The organism is Luminiphilus sp. nBUS_16 (assembly GCF_051201645.1).
Lineage (GTDB): Bacteria > Pseudomonadota > Gammaproteobacteria > Pseudomonadales > Halieaceae > Luminiphilus.
In genome coordinates, this window is the sequence record NZ_CP179205.1 from 2,487,314 (window position 1) to 2,503,573 (window position 16,260).

At 52.8% G+C, this 16,260-nt stretch carries 12 protein-coding genes; 8 read left to right on the plus strand and 4 right to left on the minus strand.

The genetic code is table 11. From position 1 onward, the window contains the following. Positions 1–824: 824 nt before the first annotated feature. On the minus strand, positions 825–4,781 hold the full coding sequence (locus ACMAY6_RS11010) for a choice-of-anchor U domain-containing protein (RefSeq protein WP_435211815.1): 3,957 nt from the start codon (positions 4,779–4,781) through the stop codon (positions 825–827). Between the two features lie 668 nt (positions 4,782–5,449). Between ACMAY6_RS11010 and ACMAY6_RS11015 the strand changes: the two genes are divergently transcribed. The 3 genes from ACMAY6_RS11015 to acuI all read left to right on the plus strand — a co-directional run bounded on the left by ACMAY6_RS11015 (position 5,450) and on the right by acuI (position 7,217). After that, on the plus strand, positions 5,450–5,662 hold the full coding sequence (locus ACMAY6_RS11015) for a hypothetical protein (RefSeq protein WP_435211816.1): 213 nt from the start codon (positions 5,450–5,452) through the stop codon (positions 5,660–5,662). A 51-nt stretch (positions 5,663–5,713) separates the two neighbouring features. Next, a complete protein-coding gene (locus ACMAY6_RS11020; protein ID WP_435211818.1) occupies positions 5,714–5,896 on the plus strand; it encodes a hypothetical protein in 183 nt (60 codons plus the stop codon). A gap of 337 nt (positions 5,897–6,233) precedes the next feature. After that, complete coding sequence (acuI, locus tag ACMAY6_RS11025) at positions 6,234–7,217, plus strand: acrylyl-CoA reductase (NADPH) (RefSeq protein WP_435211819.1); 984 nt, start codon at positions 6,234–6,236, stop codon at positions 7,215–7,217. 33 nt (positions 7,218–7,250) lie between these two features. On the opposite strand, the gene ACMAY6_RS11030 is transcribed toward acuI, so the two are convergent. Beyond that, positions 7,251–7,859, minus strand: coding sequence for a LysE family translocator (locus ACMAY6_RS11030; protein ID WP_435211821.1), 609 nt, complete (start codon positions 7,857–7,859; stop codon positions 7,251–7,253). A gap of 50 nt (positions 7,860–7,909) precedes the next feature. Between ACMAY6_RS11030 and ACMAY6_RS11035 the strand changes: the two genes are divergently transcribed. Together ACMAY6_RS11035 and ACMAY6_RS11040 are read left to right on the plus strand one after the other, a co-directional pair. Further along, entirely contained in the window at positions 7,910–9,412 is a 1,503-nt protein-coding gene (locus tag ACMAY6_RS11035; protein ID WP_435211823.1) for an FMN-binding glutamate synthase family protein, read from the plus strand. Positions 9,413–9,446: 34 nt separating this feature from the next. Beyond that, positions 9,447–10,820: a diguanylate cyclase domain-containing protein gene (locus ACMAY6_RS11040; RefSeq protein ID WP_435211825.1), complete on the plus strand. Its 1,374-nt coding sequence runs from the start codon at positions 9,447–9,449 to the stop codon at positions 10,818–10,820. 261 nt (positions 10,821–11,081) lie between these two features. Here ACMAY6_RS11040 and ACMAY6_RS11045 read toward each other — a convergent pair whose 3' ends face one another. Further along, positions 11,082–11,363, minus strand: a complete 282-nt coding sequence (locus tag ACMAY6_RS11045) for a DUF3144 domain-containing protein (RefSeq protein ID WP_435211827.1) — start codon at positions 11,361–11,363, stop codon at positions 11,082–11,084. 169 nt (positions 11,364–11,532) lie between these two features. Here ACMAY6_RS11045 and ACMAY6_RS11050 point away from each other — a divergent pair, with 169 nt between their 5' ends. Continuing rightward, positions 11,533–12,432, plus strand: coding sequence for a surface lipoprotein assembly modifier (locus tag ACMAY6_RS11050; RefSeq protein ID WP_435211828.1), 900 nt, complete (start codon positions 11,533–11,535; stop codon positions 12,430–12,432). A 4-nt stretch (positions 12,433–12,436) separates the two neighbouring features. On the opposite strand, the gene ACMAY6_RS11055 is transcribed toward ACMAY6_RS11050, so the two are convergent. Then, entirely contained in the window at positions 12,437–14,536 is a 2,100-nt protein-coding gene (locus ACMAY6_RS11055) for a S8 family serine peptidase (protein ID WP_435211830.1), read from the minus strand. 125 nt (positions 14,537–14,661) lie between these two features. On the opposite strand from ACMAY6_RS11055, the gene ACMAY6_RS11060 reads away from it, so the two are divergent. Together ACMAY6_RS11060 and ACMAY6_RS11065 are read left to right on the plus strand one after the other, a co-directional pair. Next, complete coding sequence (locus ACMAY6_RS11060; RefSeq protein WP_435211832.1) at positions 14,662–15,150, plus strand: RNA polymerase sigma factor; 489 nt, start codon at positions 14,662–14,664, stop codon at positions 15,148–15,150. A gap of 78 nt (positions 15,151–15,228) precedes the next feature. After that, a complete protein-coding gene (locus ACMAY6_RS11065; RefSeq protein WP_435211834.1) occupies positions 15,229–15,972 on the plus strand; it encodes an anti-sigma factor family protein in 744 nt (247 codons plus the stop codon). Positions 15,973–16,260: the final 288 nt, after the last annotated feature.

Consider the following 16,260-nt stretch of genomic DNA (forward strand, 5'->3'; position numbering starts at 1 on the left):
TCACTCGCCAATTTTGTAGTGCTGGTAGACGGCTCAATCCTTTACCAAACTCACCAAGGCTACGAAGGGCCTCCGTAAAGTGACCAGCTGAGTTATTCTGCTGAATGTAAAAGATAAGCGCTGGGCAGAAAGCGCCAATCAGTGTGCTGAACGCGCCTAGTCATCCCTCGGCAGTCACTTGCCGCGAGGGCAAAGTGGCGACGCATAGTCTTGACGCTGGCATCGCAGTCAATCACCTCAACTGCAGGCTAAAACCTGCAAGCCTAGGGGTAGATTTTGGCTTGAACCACGCAGTAAGCAAGGTGGCAGTTACCCGCGCGACACGGGCCTGAGGAGGCTGACGTAAAATTTTTCCATCCCATATTTGCAATAACCGGTGTTGTTCGACTTGGTGTTGTGGCACAAGGATGCCGTTGAATCTCTGTGTTAAGCAAAGTTTGGCGCTAACCACCGGTAGCGGACTTACCTGCTCGCCTCACCCGGCATCTCATCGAGCTTGGATCAAGCACGGCCGATTGATCATGAGCCAAGTCAGCAAAAACGTTGCCTCAGGCCGTCTTTGAGATGGGGAAGTACATCCTTAGGGACCTGTCGTCATTATCTGACCACCAGCCACATGTATAACGCTTCTCAAGGTCTGCTTAAAATTTTTACCAGGCCAAAACAGCAACCACTAACAGATACCCAGCAGTAGCGCCCTGTAATTGCACCATGCCCAGTGCCGTTTTTTATTTTCAGCCTCAGTTCCTGCACAAAAAAAACCCCGCTAAAGCGGGGTTTACCTGATCACTTCGGGCCATATTCTGGAGCCCGTTTACCGTGATTTAAGCCAGTTTGAGGCGTCGATAACCTAACCAGCTGATGAGGCCAGTCAGCATGCCGAGTAGCCACAGCGGTAATGGCACCGGGACCACCGGCACGACAGGCGCGACGGGCGCATCGGGCACCACTACCACCACAGGCTCGGATACAGGACTATCTCCTAGGCTGTTGCGCGCCTTTAAGGTAATGCTCACCCCCTCACCGTTAGTCAAATTAGAAATGGTAATTGGGCTGGTCGTGTCAGCAGGGTCAAGCGCCAGATAATTCACGCCATCCACACTGTACAAATAATTGATCAAAGCCGACCCACCATCACCTCCGGGGGTAAACGACACCGTGGCGTCGCCATTGTCATCTGCGGTCGCACTCAGATCATCAGGCGCCTCTGGCTTGCCGGAAGGCACAGCGACCGTTGCGGGATCGTCAATCTGCCCGGCAATACTTGAACTGTCGAGCGGACCGCCGTCTACCAGCGTATAACGGACCACTCTGTCAGTCAGTGTGGCGCCCTCAATGACACTCCACTGACCGTCTGTATATTTGTACGGGACACTCCCGGCTGGGGGGTCTTCGCTCAAAGTAATACTGACGTCGACTGATTCACCGGTAGCACACCTTACAAGCGAGAAATCCAGCATATTGGGGTAAGCGAGCTCGACATTATCTTCTATCGCCGGGGCACTTGTTAGCCCGATATTGTTAGGGTCTATCGAGCAGGTGCTTCCAGCCACCGTTTCGATGGCCAACGTGAGGTTGCCTTCTTGCGCCTCAATGAATATAGACTGTTGAGGCAAACTGAACGACTCTGCTTCGGAACTAGCCCCGGCTCCCTGTGCATTGACTGCACGAAGAGAAACCTCATAGGCGGACCCAATTTCAAGCCCTTCCAGAGTGAGCGGACTGGCGGCTGATGCGGGTGCGCGCGCCACCCAATCTCCGCCATTAAGGCGATACTGATAATTAGAAATGTCGGCACCATTACTGGAACCCGCAGTAAAGGCAATCGTCGCGGACCCATTACCGCTGGTGGTGATGGCGCCAATCACGGGCGCACCAGGGACTGCCGCCTCGGGTTCGGGTGAACCGCCTCCCGATGAAGGCGGTGAGAGCGCCACACTGACTGCATCAGAAGCATCGCTCACACCCACACTCGTGACTGTTTTCAAGCTAAGTGTACTGGTTTGGCCATTAGTTAGACCTGTAACGGTCACTGGACTCGACGTTTGGGCAGGGCTAAGCGCCACATAACCAGCGCCATTAACACTAACCTGATAGTTCGAGATCTCGGCGCCGTTAGCCGTGCCCGCAGCAGTGAAGTCCACCACCGCAAGCTGATCACCGCCTGAAGCGCTTAAGGCCGTTGGCGGCAGCGGCACACCCGCTGGCGTCACCGAGACCGTGCTAGAGGGCAATGACGCCACAGATCCGTCAGAATTAGCCGAAGCAAATGCCCTAATCTTTATATCGACCGTTACGCCATTTGTGAGGCCCGTAACGGTAATAGGTGAAGCAGTTCCATTTGTAGACTTTACCCATCCCTCTTTATTGACTTGATACTGGTATCGGTCAATCGTTCCCCCGTTGTCAGCTCCTCCGGTAAAGTCCACCACCGCACTACCGTCCCCGGGGGTAACGCCGGTAATCGTTGGCGCCTCTGGCTTCACCTCAAGCTTTGCTACCTCAAAGTTATGCGTTAAACCGTTGATTTCAATAAAATCGAGGTACGTTTCTTGGGTCGTCTTGATTTGCTCATTTCCATTACCCGTTTGCCAGCGGAAGAGAAAAATCTCCCTGTTACCTTTGATATCAATCCATTCCTGCAACGTTAAAAGCCAGCCATCACTGCCGCGGCGGAACAGGGTTTCATCAAAGTCCACTGTGAACGTGTTCCAGGTCCCGGGCGTGGTTTGGGGCGCTTTATTCATCGCAACGTCCAGCTGAACAACGTCCTCTTCAACCAATCCATTGCCTAGATCTCCATTGCCTACCAGCCGTATACCAAGCCGTGGGTAATTGCGTACGTCATCGGTTTGGTAACGAAAACTCAGACTCGTTAAGTCATACAGGCGGGTAACCTTGCGCTCAGAAATACTCTCAGGCTTGATCATTAACCCCCAACGATCGCCACCGTCTCCTGCAAGGCCAGCATTGAGGCTCGCCGTTCCTGGCGCTTCGTACTCGCCCCCCGCGGGATCTCTAGTTTGTGCGTAACTCGAGGTCCACCCAGAAAGATAAAATCCCTGGTCTGGGGAATTAACGGTGACATCGTCTGAAGTCGCGGGCGCCCTGGGCGCAAACATGACCTCACTTTTGCCACTCTTGGTCCCCTGATTGTTCACCGAGCGGAGGCGCAAGTTATAGTCAATACCGTTGTCTAAGCCGGAGAGGTCAATCTTCTCCGGCTCAGAAATAGAGGGTGAAACGGCCGCGCCGCAAGAAAAATAGTCATCGCCTCTAGCACCACCGACGATGTCCAACCGACATTCATAATCCGTTATCGCAGCGCCATTATCCGCACCGGGCGTAAACGCAACGCTCACCGACTGATCGCCCGGGGTCGCTTTCAGGTTCGAGGGACTTTGTGGCGCCTTTGTAAGCTCACCTTCAAAGTCGTAGGTCGTGCTGTTAATCTCGAGGTGGTCAATATAAGACACAATGCCCTCGGAGGGAGTGGTGCTGCCACTCGAGCCGTAGGTCCACTGGATTCTACGAATCTCGGCGTTGGGGTATTCCTGAATCCATTGGTCAAGGGTGAGGTCTACGGGCTCCCCATTAACACTAAGCCCACCATTATTACGAAATATGCTGCCATCGAAGTCCACCTCAACCTTGCCCCAAACATTTTCCACAAGACCTTGGTTGCGCGGTGAGAAATAGATATTTTCGTGGCCACTGGTTCCACAAGCGCCGTCTATCGGACAGTTTACGACGACCGAGACTTTTGGATAGCCAAATTCGCGATCGTGATGAGCCCACCAACTCAGACTTTTTAGGTCACCTAAAACCTGAATACCATCGGGGAACTTTTCTGGCGTTAATGTAACCGCCACTTGGCCCCCTTCGATGCCGCCACCGAGGCTTAAATCTAGTGAGGAGGAGGCGCCGCCATTTTTGTCTGCAATGCCGACTATGGGGCGCGGTAAGGGCTTCGACCAACCGGCAATAGCCCAGCCGTCATCTGCTGAGTCGACGATAATGGTCTCTTCGGTTGGCGGTGACTCGACCGCTGGGTATTCAAAATTGTAAACTTCGCCCGGCTGGACGCTGTTTCCAACGAGGCCCACTGCGCCGCCAAAATTGAGGTAATCGAGGTATACCTGCGCATCTGCCCCGATGCCTTCTTTGTCACCCGCCCCTATTTGCATCGCAGTAACTTTAAAGATGCCCGAGCACCAATCTTCGTCGCCTGCCCAGTCAGCAAGCGTCTGAGTTCTGGGTTCGTAAATACCGTCTGCATTTTTAATTGATCGGTAGAAGGTGGCTGTCGCAAGGTCCACCGTCCGAGTTGTCCAGCTGCCGGTTACTTGGGCTTTATGGTTCGCGTTAATCGATGTGTTGTTGTTGCACCAGAATTTGAATGCAGTGTCTTTGCCCTGCAAGTCATCCGTATAGTAATCGTAGCTGATGGTTCCTAGACCCTCTAAATCCTCCTTTTCTAGTTTGCCAATATCATAGGCAACCGCAGACCGTGAACGTTGGCAGGGATTATTTTCTCCCGTGGTGCAATTCTTTAGGGACATGACGATCGCACCATTGCCGCCGCGTTTATCCCCCTCTTTTTCGCTGCCCTCAATTTTCCCATTACCGCCGTCTAGGGGCGCATAAATTCCCAGTCCTAGCGCGTCTATTTTGTTGGAAACGTCAACAACGGTCTCCGCATAGGCGGTCACCGACAGTAATGCAATAAGAGTGCCTGAGACAAAAGCAGCAGCTGTAGGTCTTACTGAATTCAACAACATGGTCGATTACTCCGTTTACGTGCGCGGTCGCAAAAGCCGCTAATTGTGGATAGCGTTTGCCTTTGCAGATACAGGCCAAGTGCTGCATTTACCGCCATTGGACGGAGGGTGCAGCACAGCACCACTAACAATGGATGCAGGTTCTCTGGTTCTAGCGGCGTCACGGTAGCGAATCTGACAACGAGGATATACAGTCTCACAGAGACTTGTCACATATTGCTAACTTATCAAACGTTATTAATTATTCTCACTCATTAACAACCTCGCCCAATGACCCCATAGCTCCTTTAGGGCTCATTGCGGGCGATAAAGAACGCCATCATTAGGCCCACGCCAGCCACTGCGCCATAAATTAAAAGCCAGGGTTAATGGGACTTGCTGCCGCTATATTCTTCATCGTCTCGTCCTCGCTAAGTAGTGCGCCATCCGTGGCCGCAGGCGATTCATCCTTGAACATCTAGTATTAAAGATGGGCGGATTGATTGATGGGCAGATTGCGTCAAGGTACGTGCCGAACGCGTCAGGCCTCATTGCAGGGTGGCATGCTTCCTTTGGGTGAAATGTGTCGCTCTTAGCCAACACCTTGGCGGCTACGGCACATCACGGGCTTGCCTCGCCCACTCAGACTGTCATCACAGTCACGATAAAATCTGAGGGAGAACCACAAGATGAAACCCAATGAGGCGTTAGCAGCAAATTTAGAGGCCTACCTTAAGCACAACAACATTACCGCTCATGCGATTGGCAGGTTCGGCACGATATCCGAGGAAGCCGTTTGGTCCCGCCTTACAGGTAAAGTGGCCCCGTCTAATAGCACCGTACAGCAGGTATGCAGCGCGGTCAGCGTAGATGCCATGATCATTCAGCATAAAGAGTACTGAGCTCATCAAATACGACACTCGGTAAGGGTGGGCCGTATTGCCGATGACCTAATGGAGCTTGATATCGATCAGCTAAAAACCATCGGCGAGATGGTCAAGGGCCTAATGCCGAGGCAAATGAGCGAATACGTCCCAGCTGACCTTGTCGTCGAGAGCAGCGGTGACGCCTCAAATGACCATAAATCCGAGGGGGGGCTGCCGTTAGCCGGTTGCGAGAAGACCGCTGCTGCCTAACACTCAGCAAGCCCCCACCTGCCCTACCGTAAATAAAGGGGCCACTCGTGAGGTCAATCGCAGCCGACACTGTCTGTTGACTTGGTCGCTGCAGGATTAGGCATGTGACCGAAATTTCCTCGGCCAACCCTTTTGTAATACAGTCACCCCCAGCAGGGAATCCACTCAAAAGGTTTCAGAAGTTGGCAGTCCCTGAACTGCAATAGCCTTAGAAGGTCACGACAGTTTCACACGATGTATGTCGTTAGGCCGGCAGTTGATTCACCAATTTTATTTCTATGGCGGGCGGCCCATAAAGGTACCGAAGCTATGAGTTAACAACGAAAGGAAACCAAGGATGTTTAACGCTTTGATCGCCAGACAAACTGATGCAGGGCAAACCGTGTCCCTTGAGCCCCTGGAACTTAAAGATTTACCCGACAACGAAGTCCTTGTCCGTGTCGACTACAGCACGATCAATTACAAAGACGGCTTAGCACTGACCGGGACCCGACCCATCATCCGCAACTACCCACTCGTGCCCGGCATCGATTTGGCCGGCGTGATCGAAAGTAGTCAAGACGAACGCTGGCAGGTGGGCGATCGTGTCGTCGTTAATGGCTGGGGCATGGGAGAAGGCCACTGGGGCGGTTTGGCTCAGTATGCGCAAGTCAAGGGTGATTGGCTGGTCAAGTTACCCGATGCCCTTTCAACTCGAGAGGCCATGTGCATCGGCACCGCGGGCTACACCGCGGCACTGTGCGTTGAGGCACTCATGAAACACGGCACCACGCCGGCAGATGGTGACATTCTAGTCACCGGGGCAAGCGGCGGCGTGGGGAGCATCGCGATTGCTCTATTGGCAGCTCAGGGCTTTAACGTTGTTGCCTCGACGGGAAAAACCAACGAAGGCGCGTATCTCGAGGCACTGGGTGCCAGTGGGCACATTGATCGTGACACGATGAACACTGCTGGAAACCCACTTCAAAAAGAACGTTGGGCCGGTGTTGTTGATGCCGTTGGAGGACAAACCCTTGCCAATGCCTGCGCGCAAACTCGCTATGGTGGGGCGATTGCCGCTTGCGGGCTCGCCGAAAGCCCATCGCTTCCAACAACCGTTATGCCCTTTATATTGCGAGGGGTGACGCTCTATGGCATTGACAGTGTCATGGCGCCTTTATCGGCCCGCGTGGGGGCTTGGCGGCGCTTAGCCGATGATCTCGACAAAACCCGGCTGGCAAGTATGGTCAAGGAGATCAGCTTAGCTGACGCGCTTGATGTCGGGCCTGACGTACTCGCAGGAAAAATTCGTGGGCGACTGCTTGTCAACGTTAATCAGTGATCTTGTGGCCCCACGCTTTTGCCCCCGTTGGGATTAGAAAAGCACCAGCGTCGAAACGATAACCATGAGCATAGCAGCCAGCTTGTTAAGCCAGCGTAGCTGAGCACCCGTGCTCATACGCTTACGCAACCACTGCCCGCTGAGGGCGTAAAGACTCATGGATAAAAACTCGGTCACCATGATCACCGATAAAAATCCGGTCAGCTGATTGGCTATAGGCTCATCAGGCACCATAAATCCGGGCAGTAGCGCCAGCATAAATGCCCAGCCTTTGGGGTTCATTACTGCCGTGGTGCAACCCAGTACCACTAAGGTCGGCCCCGAGAGGCTTCCTTCGGGCCCGCCCTCCTTGATTGCCGGCTCAGACAGCCACAGGCCGCGAGCAACATATAACAGGTAAAGGGCTCCCACCACCATAATCCCCCGAAACCACAAGGGGTCGAACCGCATCATATTTTGCAGCACCCACAGGGTGATACTGACCACCAGCGCCACACCGAAAAGCTCGCCAAGCATCATCCACAAGGTGCGTCGATAGCCCTCTGAGATGCCCAAAGAGAAAGCCAACATCATGCACATACCGGGGGTAAGCGACACAATGGCAATGGTGGGAATAAACAACATCAACAGTTCTGGTTTCATGTTAAAACAACATCTTTGGTCATTTACAAAAAGCTGGAGGGGCCGTACATATGGTCAAAATACACGACTTCCTAATGCAGGTTATTGAATTTAGCGCCTTGCTCATGGCCACTTTAATTCTGGTGGGCCTCGTCACCGTCGTCGTGGTCTACATTATAGACGTCACTCAGTCTCAACAGGCAATTCGTAAAAATTATCCAGTGATTGGGCGCTTCCGCTATCTGTTCGAGCATTTGGGCGTCTTTTTTAGACAATATTTTTTCGCTATGGATCGGGAAGAATTGCCATTTAACAGAGCACAGCGCGGCTGGATTGCCAGAGCCGCTAAAGATATTGACCACACCATTGCCTTCGGCTCGACCAAACCCATTCATACACCAGGCGACATACTATTTCTCAACAGTGCATTTCCGAAGCTTGATGAAGAAACCCAGCAGTCAGCGAAAACCCCACTGTGCTTTGGACAGGGTTATGCCCGTGCCCCTTACGAAACCCACTCGGTATTTCACGTTTCGGCCATGAGCTATGGCGCACTATCGGCACCTGCCATTCAAGCCCTATCGATGGGTGCCGCCAAAGCTGGCATTTTGCTCAACACAGGAGAAGGCGGTCTCGCTCCTTTTCATCTTCAAGGGCAATGCGACCTTGTTTTTCAAATTGGTACCGCAAAATATGGCGTACGTGACACTGATGGCACATTAAGTAACGAAAAGCTCCAAGAAGTTGCCGCCCATGCTTCCGTCAAGATGTTCGAAATTAAGCTCTCACAAGGCGCAAAACCGGGCAAGGGCGGCATTTTACCGGGCGAAAAAGTGACTGCGGTTATTGCCAGCACAAGAGGGATACCCATGGGACAAGATTCACTGAGCCCCAATCGACACATCGATATCAGCTCGGTGAACGACCTGCTAAGTATGATCCATCGAGTCAGAGAGGTAACTGGCAAACCCGTGGGTATTAAATTTGTCTTGGGGCAACCCGAGTGGCTCGATGATCTGTGTCAGGCTATTCAGACTCGAGGTCTCGACCATGCGCCAGATTTCGTGACGGTGGACAGTGCGGATGGTGGCACGGGCGCGGCACCACAAAGCTTGATGGACAATGTGGGCCTGCCGGCTGACAGCAGCCTGCCATGGGTCGTAGACAAGCTCATTGAGCATGGGCTCAGGAAACGGATCAAAGTTATGGCATCGGGGAAAATGAGTACACCTTCTGGTGTGGCTGCAGCACTTTGCTTAGGCGCTGACAGTGTTAACACCGCCCGAGGATTTATGTTTGCCCTAGGATGCATTCAGGCTCTGCAATGCAACAAAAATACCTGCCCAACAGGCATTACAACCCATGATCCAAAATTGCAGAAGGGGCTTGATCCTGAGCTTAAGGCTGTTCGAGTGGCGAACTACGCGAGAAATCTTTTGCATGAGGTCGAGGTTGTTGCCCACAGCTGCGGCGTGGTTAATCCTTACGAGCTAGGTAGAGAGCATGCTTATCTGGTAACTGCTAATGGCCTACCCCAGCGATTGACCGATCGCTACCCCGATACTGCCACCTAGCGCCTCGACTAATCCATTGCGCTTGCCTCCAGATTTGCCAAAATTTTTAATCCCTACCGTGGTTACTCTGCTGGGGACTGTTATTTTAACAATAGCGCTAAGTTTTGGCGCACTTGAGCAGCGTAAAACACTGCTGGCAGTCTCTGCTCAAGACATGGTGTCGATCAACGTGACGCTCTCTCCGCTTTTGCACTTCAGAGACCAATCTGCGATCCGAAAAGCACTAGCGCTAAAATTGCGCCTTGAAACAAACCCCAAAAAAATATGGTTTCGCGCGCTTCATGTTGATGGAGAGGTTTTGGCTAAGGCACCGCAGCGCGAGAGTGATAGCGGCACAACCAAATTTGTCAGAACATACAGCAACAGATTGGCGCTGCTAACCGGCGTAGACTTGTTTGCCCACAACAGCGCAGCGCACTATCGAGGGGCATTGGCGGCCATTCCCTTTATGGATGCGCAGTTCAAAATATCTACGCCCGTCTTTTCCCCTATTGATCCACTGCGCACAGACGTACCACGGCGAGCTTATCAACAAGCCATGTCACAGCCGACTGATCAGCCGCTGCAGTTTGTCGTAGGCTACATTGAGCAGGGAATTTTTCTGGGCGACATTCTCGAAACCATGATTCCGACGCTTAGGCAGGCACTGGTTATGTCAATGATAATCAGCGCCCTAGTGCTGCTGGCATTTTACTATTTCGCGGCCCGATCAAGGGCAAGCGCTGCCCAGCTCACAGCACGGTTGGCGCAATTTGATCAAAAGAAGCCGCCACAAAGAGTGGTATCAGCTCATGGTTTACCAACTCACGGTGAGAGAATATCAGCGCCTAAAGGTCGACCCTCTGGGCTGCCGTTAAATACAACTCGCTCCCATTTTGCCGACGCCGCTACTGTCGATCCAGTGACAAGTTTGCCTGATCGTCAACAGTTGCTGGAGCATATGGCAAAAGTAATGGGTGTTGCAGAAGCAGAGCATCGCTGCGTAGGTCTTGTGCTCATCGAGGTTTGCAGTATCCGAAATATCCTTCAAACAAAGGGCCGGGACGTCAGCGATGACATCTTAAGAGAAATAACATCGCGCATCTTGACGTCAATCCGCCGGTCCGATTTGGCGAGCCGTGGTTACGATGCCGATGGTAAGGCCATTTTGGACGCGGACCAGTTTTGTATCGTCCTTCATAGTCTGGATAATACTCAGGGGGTTGGTGCCGCAGCAGAGCGGCTGCTGGATCTACTAAGACTGCCCGTCACCTTGGCTGACGAAACCTTTAGTCTCAGCGTTGTAGCTAGTGCTGCCACGGCACCTCAGCACAGCAAAACCCCCGAGGGCCTTATCAGTGCCGCCAAATCTGCGCTCATTGAGGCACGCGAATCTAGAGCCCCCAATACAATTCTGTTTTCTTCCTAGCGACGTTATTGCGTTGAGTGCGGCCAGCTGTCCAAGCCGCGTTGTGCTCATAGGGATACGCCTACCGACCTCAGGGCTGCCAGTGCTGCAGCTCACTTTGTGTGGTCAACGTGGACAGCCAGCGCAAAAACGCTGACCTTTGGAACCCTCTCATGGGTTCGACTATTAAACTTACTTTGCCCCAGAAGTTGAGCCGACGCAGGAATTGGAGGGGTGCGAGTATTCCATGCGTCGCACCTCAGAGCTCATACACAATGTCTTCTAGGGCTGCTCGTTTTCCAGTTCCGCCCCCGCCGCGCTTAATTCGGCTTTGCGAGCTTCCTGCACCTGATTCATGCAATCACGAAAGCTGTCGACAACTTTGTCTACACCCGACGGATTGAGGCCCCCGGTATTTCCTGCCACTGAAAATGTCGAATAAACCGCGCCCGCGGTGAGCATTGACCATGAAATAACATGCACGGGAACACCTCCGTCTTTCAACTCATTCGCTAAGCTGATGAACCGGTTAGTGGCGTCCATTTGTTGATCTTGATCAGACATTTTCCAGAGTCTCCCTTTGTTTGAATTGAAATTGTATCAGAGCTGGCGTGGCTCCTCATGCACCGAACCCGTTTGTTGTGGTGCCTATGGGCATGCTGTAGCCTCTCCGACGTGGCCCACTTGATCCCAATCCATGTATTCAACCAACCCAACATCGTCAAGACAAAACATGAGGCCGCTGCTTTGCCTTGCACTCGCTGCCTTTGTGTCTTTTTGCACCAAAGTATCTGCAGAAACGGTTGTGTCGGGCGAACTCAGTGTGGGGTACGAATATGACAGTAATGTCACTGTGGATGAAGTAGATCGTGATACCAATGTGGGTGACGGTGGCTTTCTTTTGAATGGCAGCATCTCGCTAGATCATGACCTCACCGATAAAACATCGGCTTCCGCTTCCTATGGATATTCGCGTGTTGACTATCAGGATTTTGATTTTCTGAGTCGAGAGACGCACACATTGGGGGGCAACATCAGTTCAAAGTTGGAAAATGTCACTGCGGGCATAAATTATTTTTATATTAATGCGCGGCTCGATGGCAATGACTTTCTCACCTACCACCGAGCATCACCATCACTTTCCGGGTTTGTCAGTAAAAGATGGTTCTTGCGCGGAGCTTACGTCTTCGGTGATAAAACAATCGCCAGAAGACCCGGCCGAGACGCTCAGAATCACGGCGCAGAGCTCGACGCTTATTATTTTTGGCGTGGCTTACGCCGCTACATTAACTTTGGTTATGTCTACCGCGAGGAAGATAGTCAGGCTGCTCGCTTCAAATACACCGCTCACCAGCTTAAATTAAGGTTTGTGCAGCGGTATGAGATTTTCTCCAAGCTATCGAAACTGGAACTTGGGTTGCGGTACGAGGACAGAGATTACCAAGAGGCAACACCGAGTATAGGCGTACGAAGAAGCGATGACAGAATCAGGGCAACAATTGAATTCGAACTCCCCCTGACCGAACGCCTTAATTGGCAGGTCTATGGCGGCTACAGTGACTACCAGTCCAATCTGCCCTCAGCTGACTATGACCAGTCTGTAGTGGGGACCCGAGTAGAACTTACCTTTTAACCCTTCAAAGGGTCAGCAAGCCGTATCCGTAAATGTCATCACGTCCGGGTGGGCCAATATCCGTCGCCCCCGCATACAATCGGGCGATGACATCGATACCCGGCTCCTGATGCTTTAACAGCGCTGCAGCGGTTACTGCAAACGGCACGGCAAAGGACGTACCCGACGAAGAGGCATAACCGCCACCCGCCACCGCATGACGCATGTTAACGCCAGGGGCCGCCAGATCCAGATAATCTCCGCGGTTAGCCAGCCTGAAAGCTCTTCCCCGCTGATCTACTGCGGTTACGGCAACCACACTAGGGTAAGCTGCGGGATACTGAGGCCTAGCCATAGGTCCGCCATTACCAGCCGCAGCCAAAACCATAACGTCCTGTTCCGCGATACGTTTGAGTGCCACCTCAAGCAGACGGTTTGGCGGGCCCGCCAAGCTTAGATTGATAGCGTCAACCTTCGAGGACAACAACCAATCAAGTGCGCGCACCAGACTAACCGTGCTCGCTATTTCGCCCCGTGCATCATCTTGTTCAAACACAGCAGCCGCAAAGAGCTCTGCTTTAGGCGCCAAGCCACGCAGGGGCGCAACGTTTCCAGCGATAATCGACGCTATTGCCGTGCCATGGAAGTTGGGTAAATTAGAGGCCTCAGTAAAGGGCCGTGACAAAATTTTGGCTGATGCAAACACTGGGTGAGTTGTGTCAACCGCGCTATCTACGATACCGATGCGAAGCTCTTCAGTCGCTAAACCCTCGGGAAAAGACATGGCGTCAACGGGAGCAATACCGATCTCATAACTCTGTGGCTCAGGCGCACCTGCCGTGTAAATGTGATTTAAATCAACTTCGGCACGATCTGAACCCACCACGTCCATAATGCCGTCGCGAGTTTTTGAGATATCGAAACTCGCGGGAGCAGCAACCTCCGCCAGCCGAAGCCCCAAACCCGGAAGCTCAGTGAATTCATCGAAGATATAACCCTCACTGGCTAGCTCTACAAAAACTTTGGGTTCGGCCATTACCAACCATTGGCCCTGTAGAATTCTACGAGCATCGACATCAATGCCGACTTCAATCGCATCTATCATCTCATCGACTTCAGCCGTGAGACGTGCCTCGGCGCCCTGAATGGCTAAAATTTCTGACGCTGCCACTGCTTTTGACTCAACCTGCTGCGCAAGAACTCCTTCGAGACTGGCCTCCGCTGTCTCAGCAACTTCAGCTTCGACGTCAGACACGGCGGCAGTTGCTACCTCCTCCTCAACGGTGGCCTCTGCAGCCTGCTCAACCACCTCGGCCACCTGCTCTTCGGCAGAGGCTTCTACAGCTTCGTCAACCGACTCTGCAACCTGCGATTCAGCCGATGTTTCCACAACCTCATCGACCGCGTCAGCCACCTGGCTTTCCGCTGTCTCCACTGCCACTTGTTCAACCGATTCGGCGACTTCCTCTTCAACAGCGACCGTTGTTGTATCAGTGACTGATTGCTCTACCGCATCCTCAACAACGACACCGACTTCATCTTCAACGCTTTCAGACACCGAATCTTCAGCGGCGGCAACCACTGACTCTTCAATTTCAGCTTCAACCTCCTCTTCAACAGTCTCTTCAGTAACGTCAACAACCTGCTGCTCAGTGGCTTCCTCGATTTCATCCGTCAGTGCCGTTTCGGTCTGATCGGCGATCGTCTCCTCTACCGACTCTTCAGCACCCTCGGCAACCTCTTGTTCTAATTGCTCCTCAACTTGCTCTTCAACCTGCTCCTCAACTTCGTCTTCAACAGGGTCGGGGAGTCCGCCAAACGTTAATTCATCCTCAACCGCATCCACCACCTCGTCGACAACCTGCTCTTCCACAGAATCGGCGACCTGTTCTTCGGTTGTTTCAGTAGCCTCCTCGGTCACTGATTCCTCTATCTGATCTTCGACTTGCTCCTCCACTTCCTGCTCTGCGGCTTCTTCAGCAACCTCGTCTGCCCCACTCTCCCCTCCGAACGTTAACTGCGCACGAGCGGGTACCGCAGCCAGTGAAAGGGCGAGGGTCAGTAAAAGCAGTGCGCAGATCCGTGCGGCACTATTACGTTGCGTCATTACCAGCAATGTGGGCATGATTGAGATCCTTGGCCAAGAAAACGGCCTTAATAGTGTAGAGACGTTTCAGCGTTGACCTACATTCCCCAAACGAGTGGGAATAAAACCAACGCTTGGTACGTCATCATTGTAACAGGCCCTCTATGAGTCAGCTTACCGCAAATCAAAAAGCTGTATTGATGAATGAACTGACCGGTTTAAAACGGTTCAGTACGTCACTCACGGGTGACCGTCATGACGCTGATGATTTACTGCAACTTACCGTAGAACGGGTACTGGAACGCGGCATGCCCAAAGACGCTCACGCTGGGAAGTGGGCCTATCGGGTCTGCCGCAATTTGTGGTTGGACGAACTCCGCGCTCGGGAGGTTCGGAGCCGCTTCGCTAAAGCCGAAGCCACGGGTAACGGGGATCTGGGCGTTAGCGATGCAGGTGGCCTTGAACGATTGGAATTTGAACGCGTTGAGCAGGCCATCAATACCCTGTCCGAAGAGCAGAGAACGGTGCTCTTACTGGTAGCGATTGAAGGCAGGTCGTACGCGGAAGTGGCGGAGGTCCTCAACATTCCCATAGGGACAGTAATGAGCCGAGTGGCTCGGGCGCGGCGCAGCCTCGCTGAAAAAATCGGCTGAGTGCCCCCTGAATTTAAACTCAGGAGGCGTCGGAGCTAGGAAGCCCAGTGATGGGTAGGTAAGGTAAGGAGATATTTGGTGGCGGATATTCACACGCTGGACATTGCTGGACAACGGGACGACGAGCTTCTCAGTCGACTCATAGATGGAGAGTGTTCAACTGACGAGCGCCTTGATCTCGAAGTACGGCTCGCAACAGACCCGGCTCTGCGTGCGCGACTGGAGGAATTTCGAGCCAATGATGCCGCCTTCAAAGCCGTCATAGGGGCTCAAGATAGCACTGTGAACACCGGTGTCTCTGACCGCTTGGCAAACTACATTGCCAGGGACGACCGAGCGTCTTCACCGATTTATAAATTTGCGGTGGCAGCGACGTTATTGTTAGCCACTGCCATTGTGACGGTTAGCAACCTTTGGACGTCTCCTCTCTCTGACACACCCCAGATCGATGCCGTACTCGCAAAAGCTTTAAGCACAGAGCCCTCCGCGGCCGATGGTTGGAGCAACGTTGACGATGAACGGGCACTGCGAGTTGTCCTTACGTTTCCCGCAGCCGACGGGCAGTGGTGTCGTGAGTTTTTGCTGGCCTCGGATGACAGTCATTGGAGGGGCGTGGCCTGTAAAGGGGCAAAAAGCTGGGTAACACAGGTTATCGGTCGGGAAGTCTTTTTGGAGCAGCAAGGCGGATATCGCACCGCTAGTGCTGAAACCAGCCATCCAATCGAGCAATTCATTGATCAGACAGCAACCGATATTGCATTATCTGCAGATCAAGAAGCCGCTCTTATTGCCCAGGATTGGTCTTCATCAAAGGCGCATTAATTACCGCACAGCGGTAGCCGCCGACGAAACCCATGGAAGCCTTTGCCTGGCACTGCTCATTCCAGGCTTCACAAAGCTGCTGACTTACACTGCTAAACCCCTGTTAAGACCGCTATTCGCTCACAGAGTGATGGTCCGAACAGGTTTAGTGCGCCAGGCATTCTTCTTGGGCGTGAGACCGAATTTTGAAAGCCAATTACCTCGGACCAGCACGAGTAAACCGCCAAATTTCAACGACTCTTACAACCGTGCCGCCAATAGTCGCGCAGTTCTATCGTGTCAAATATG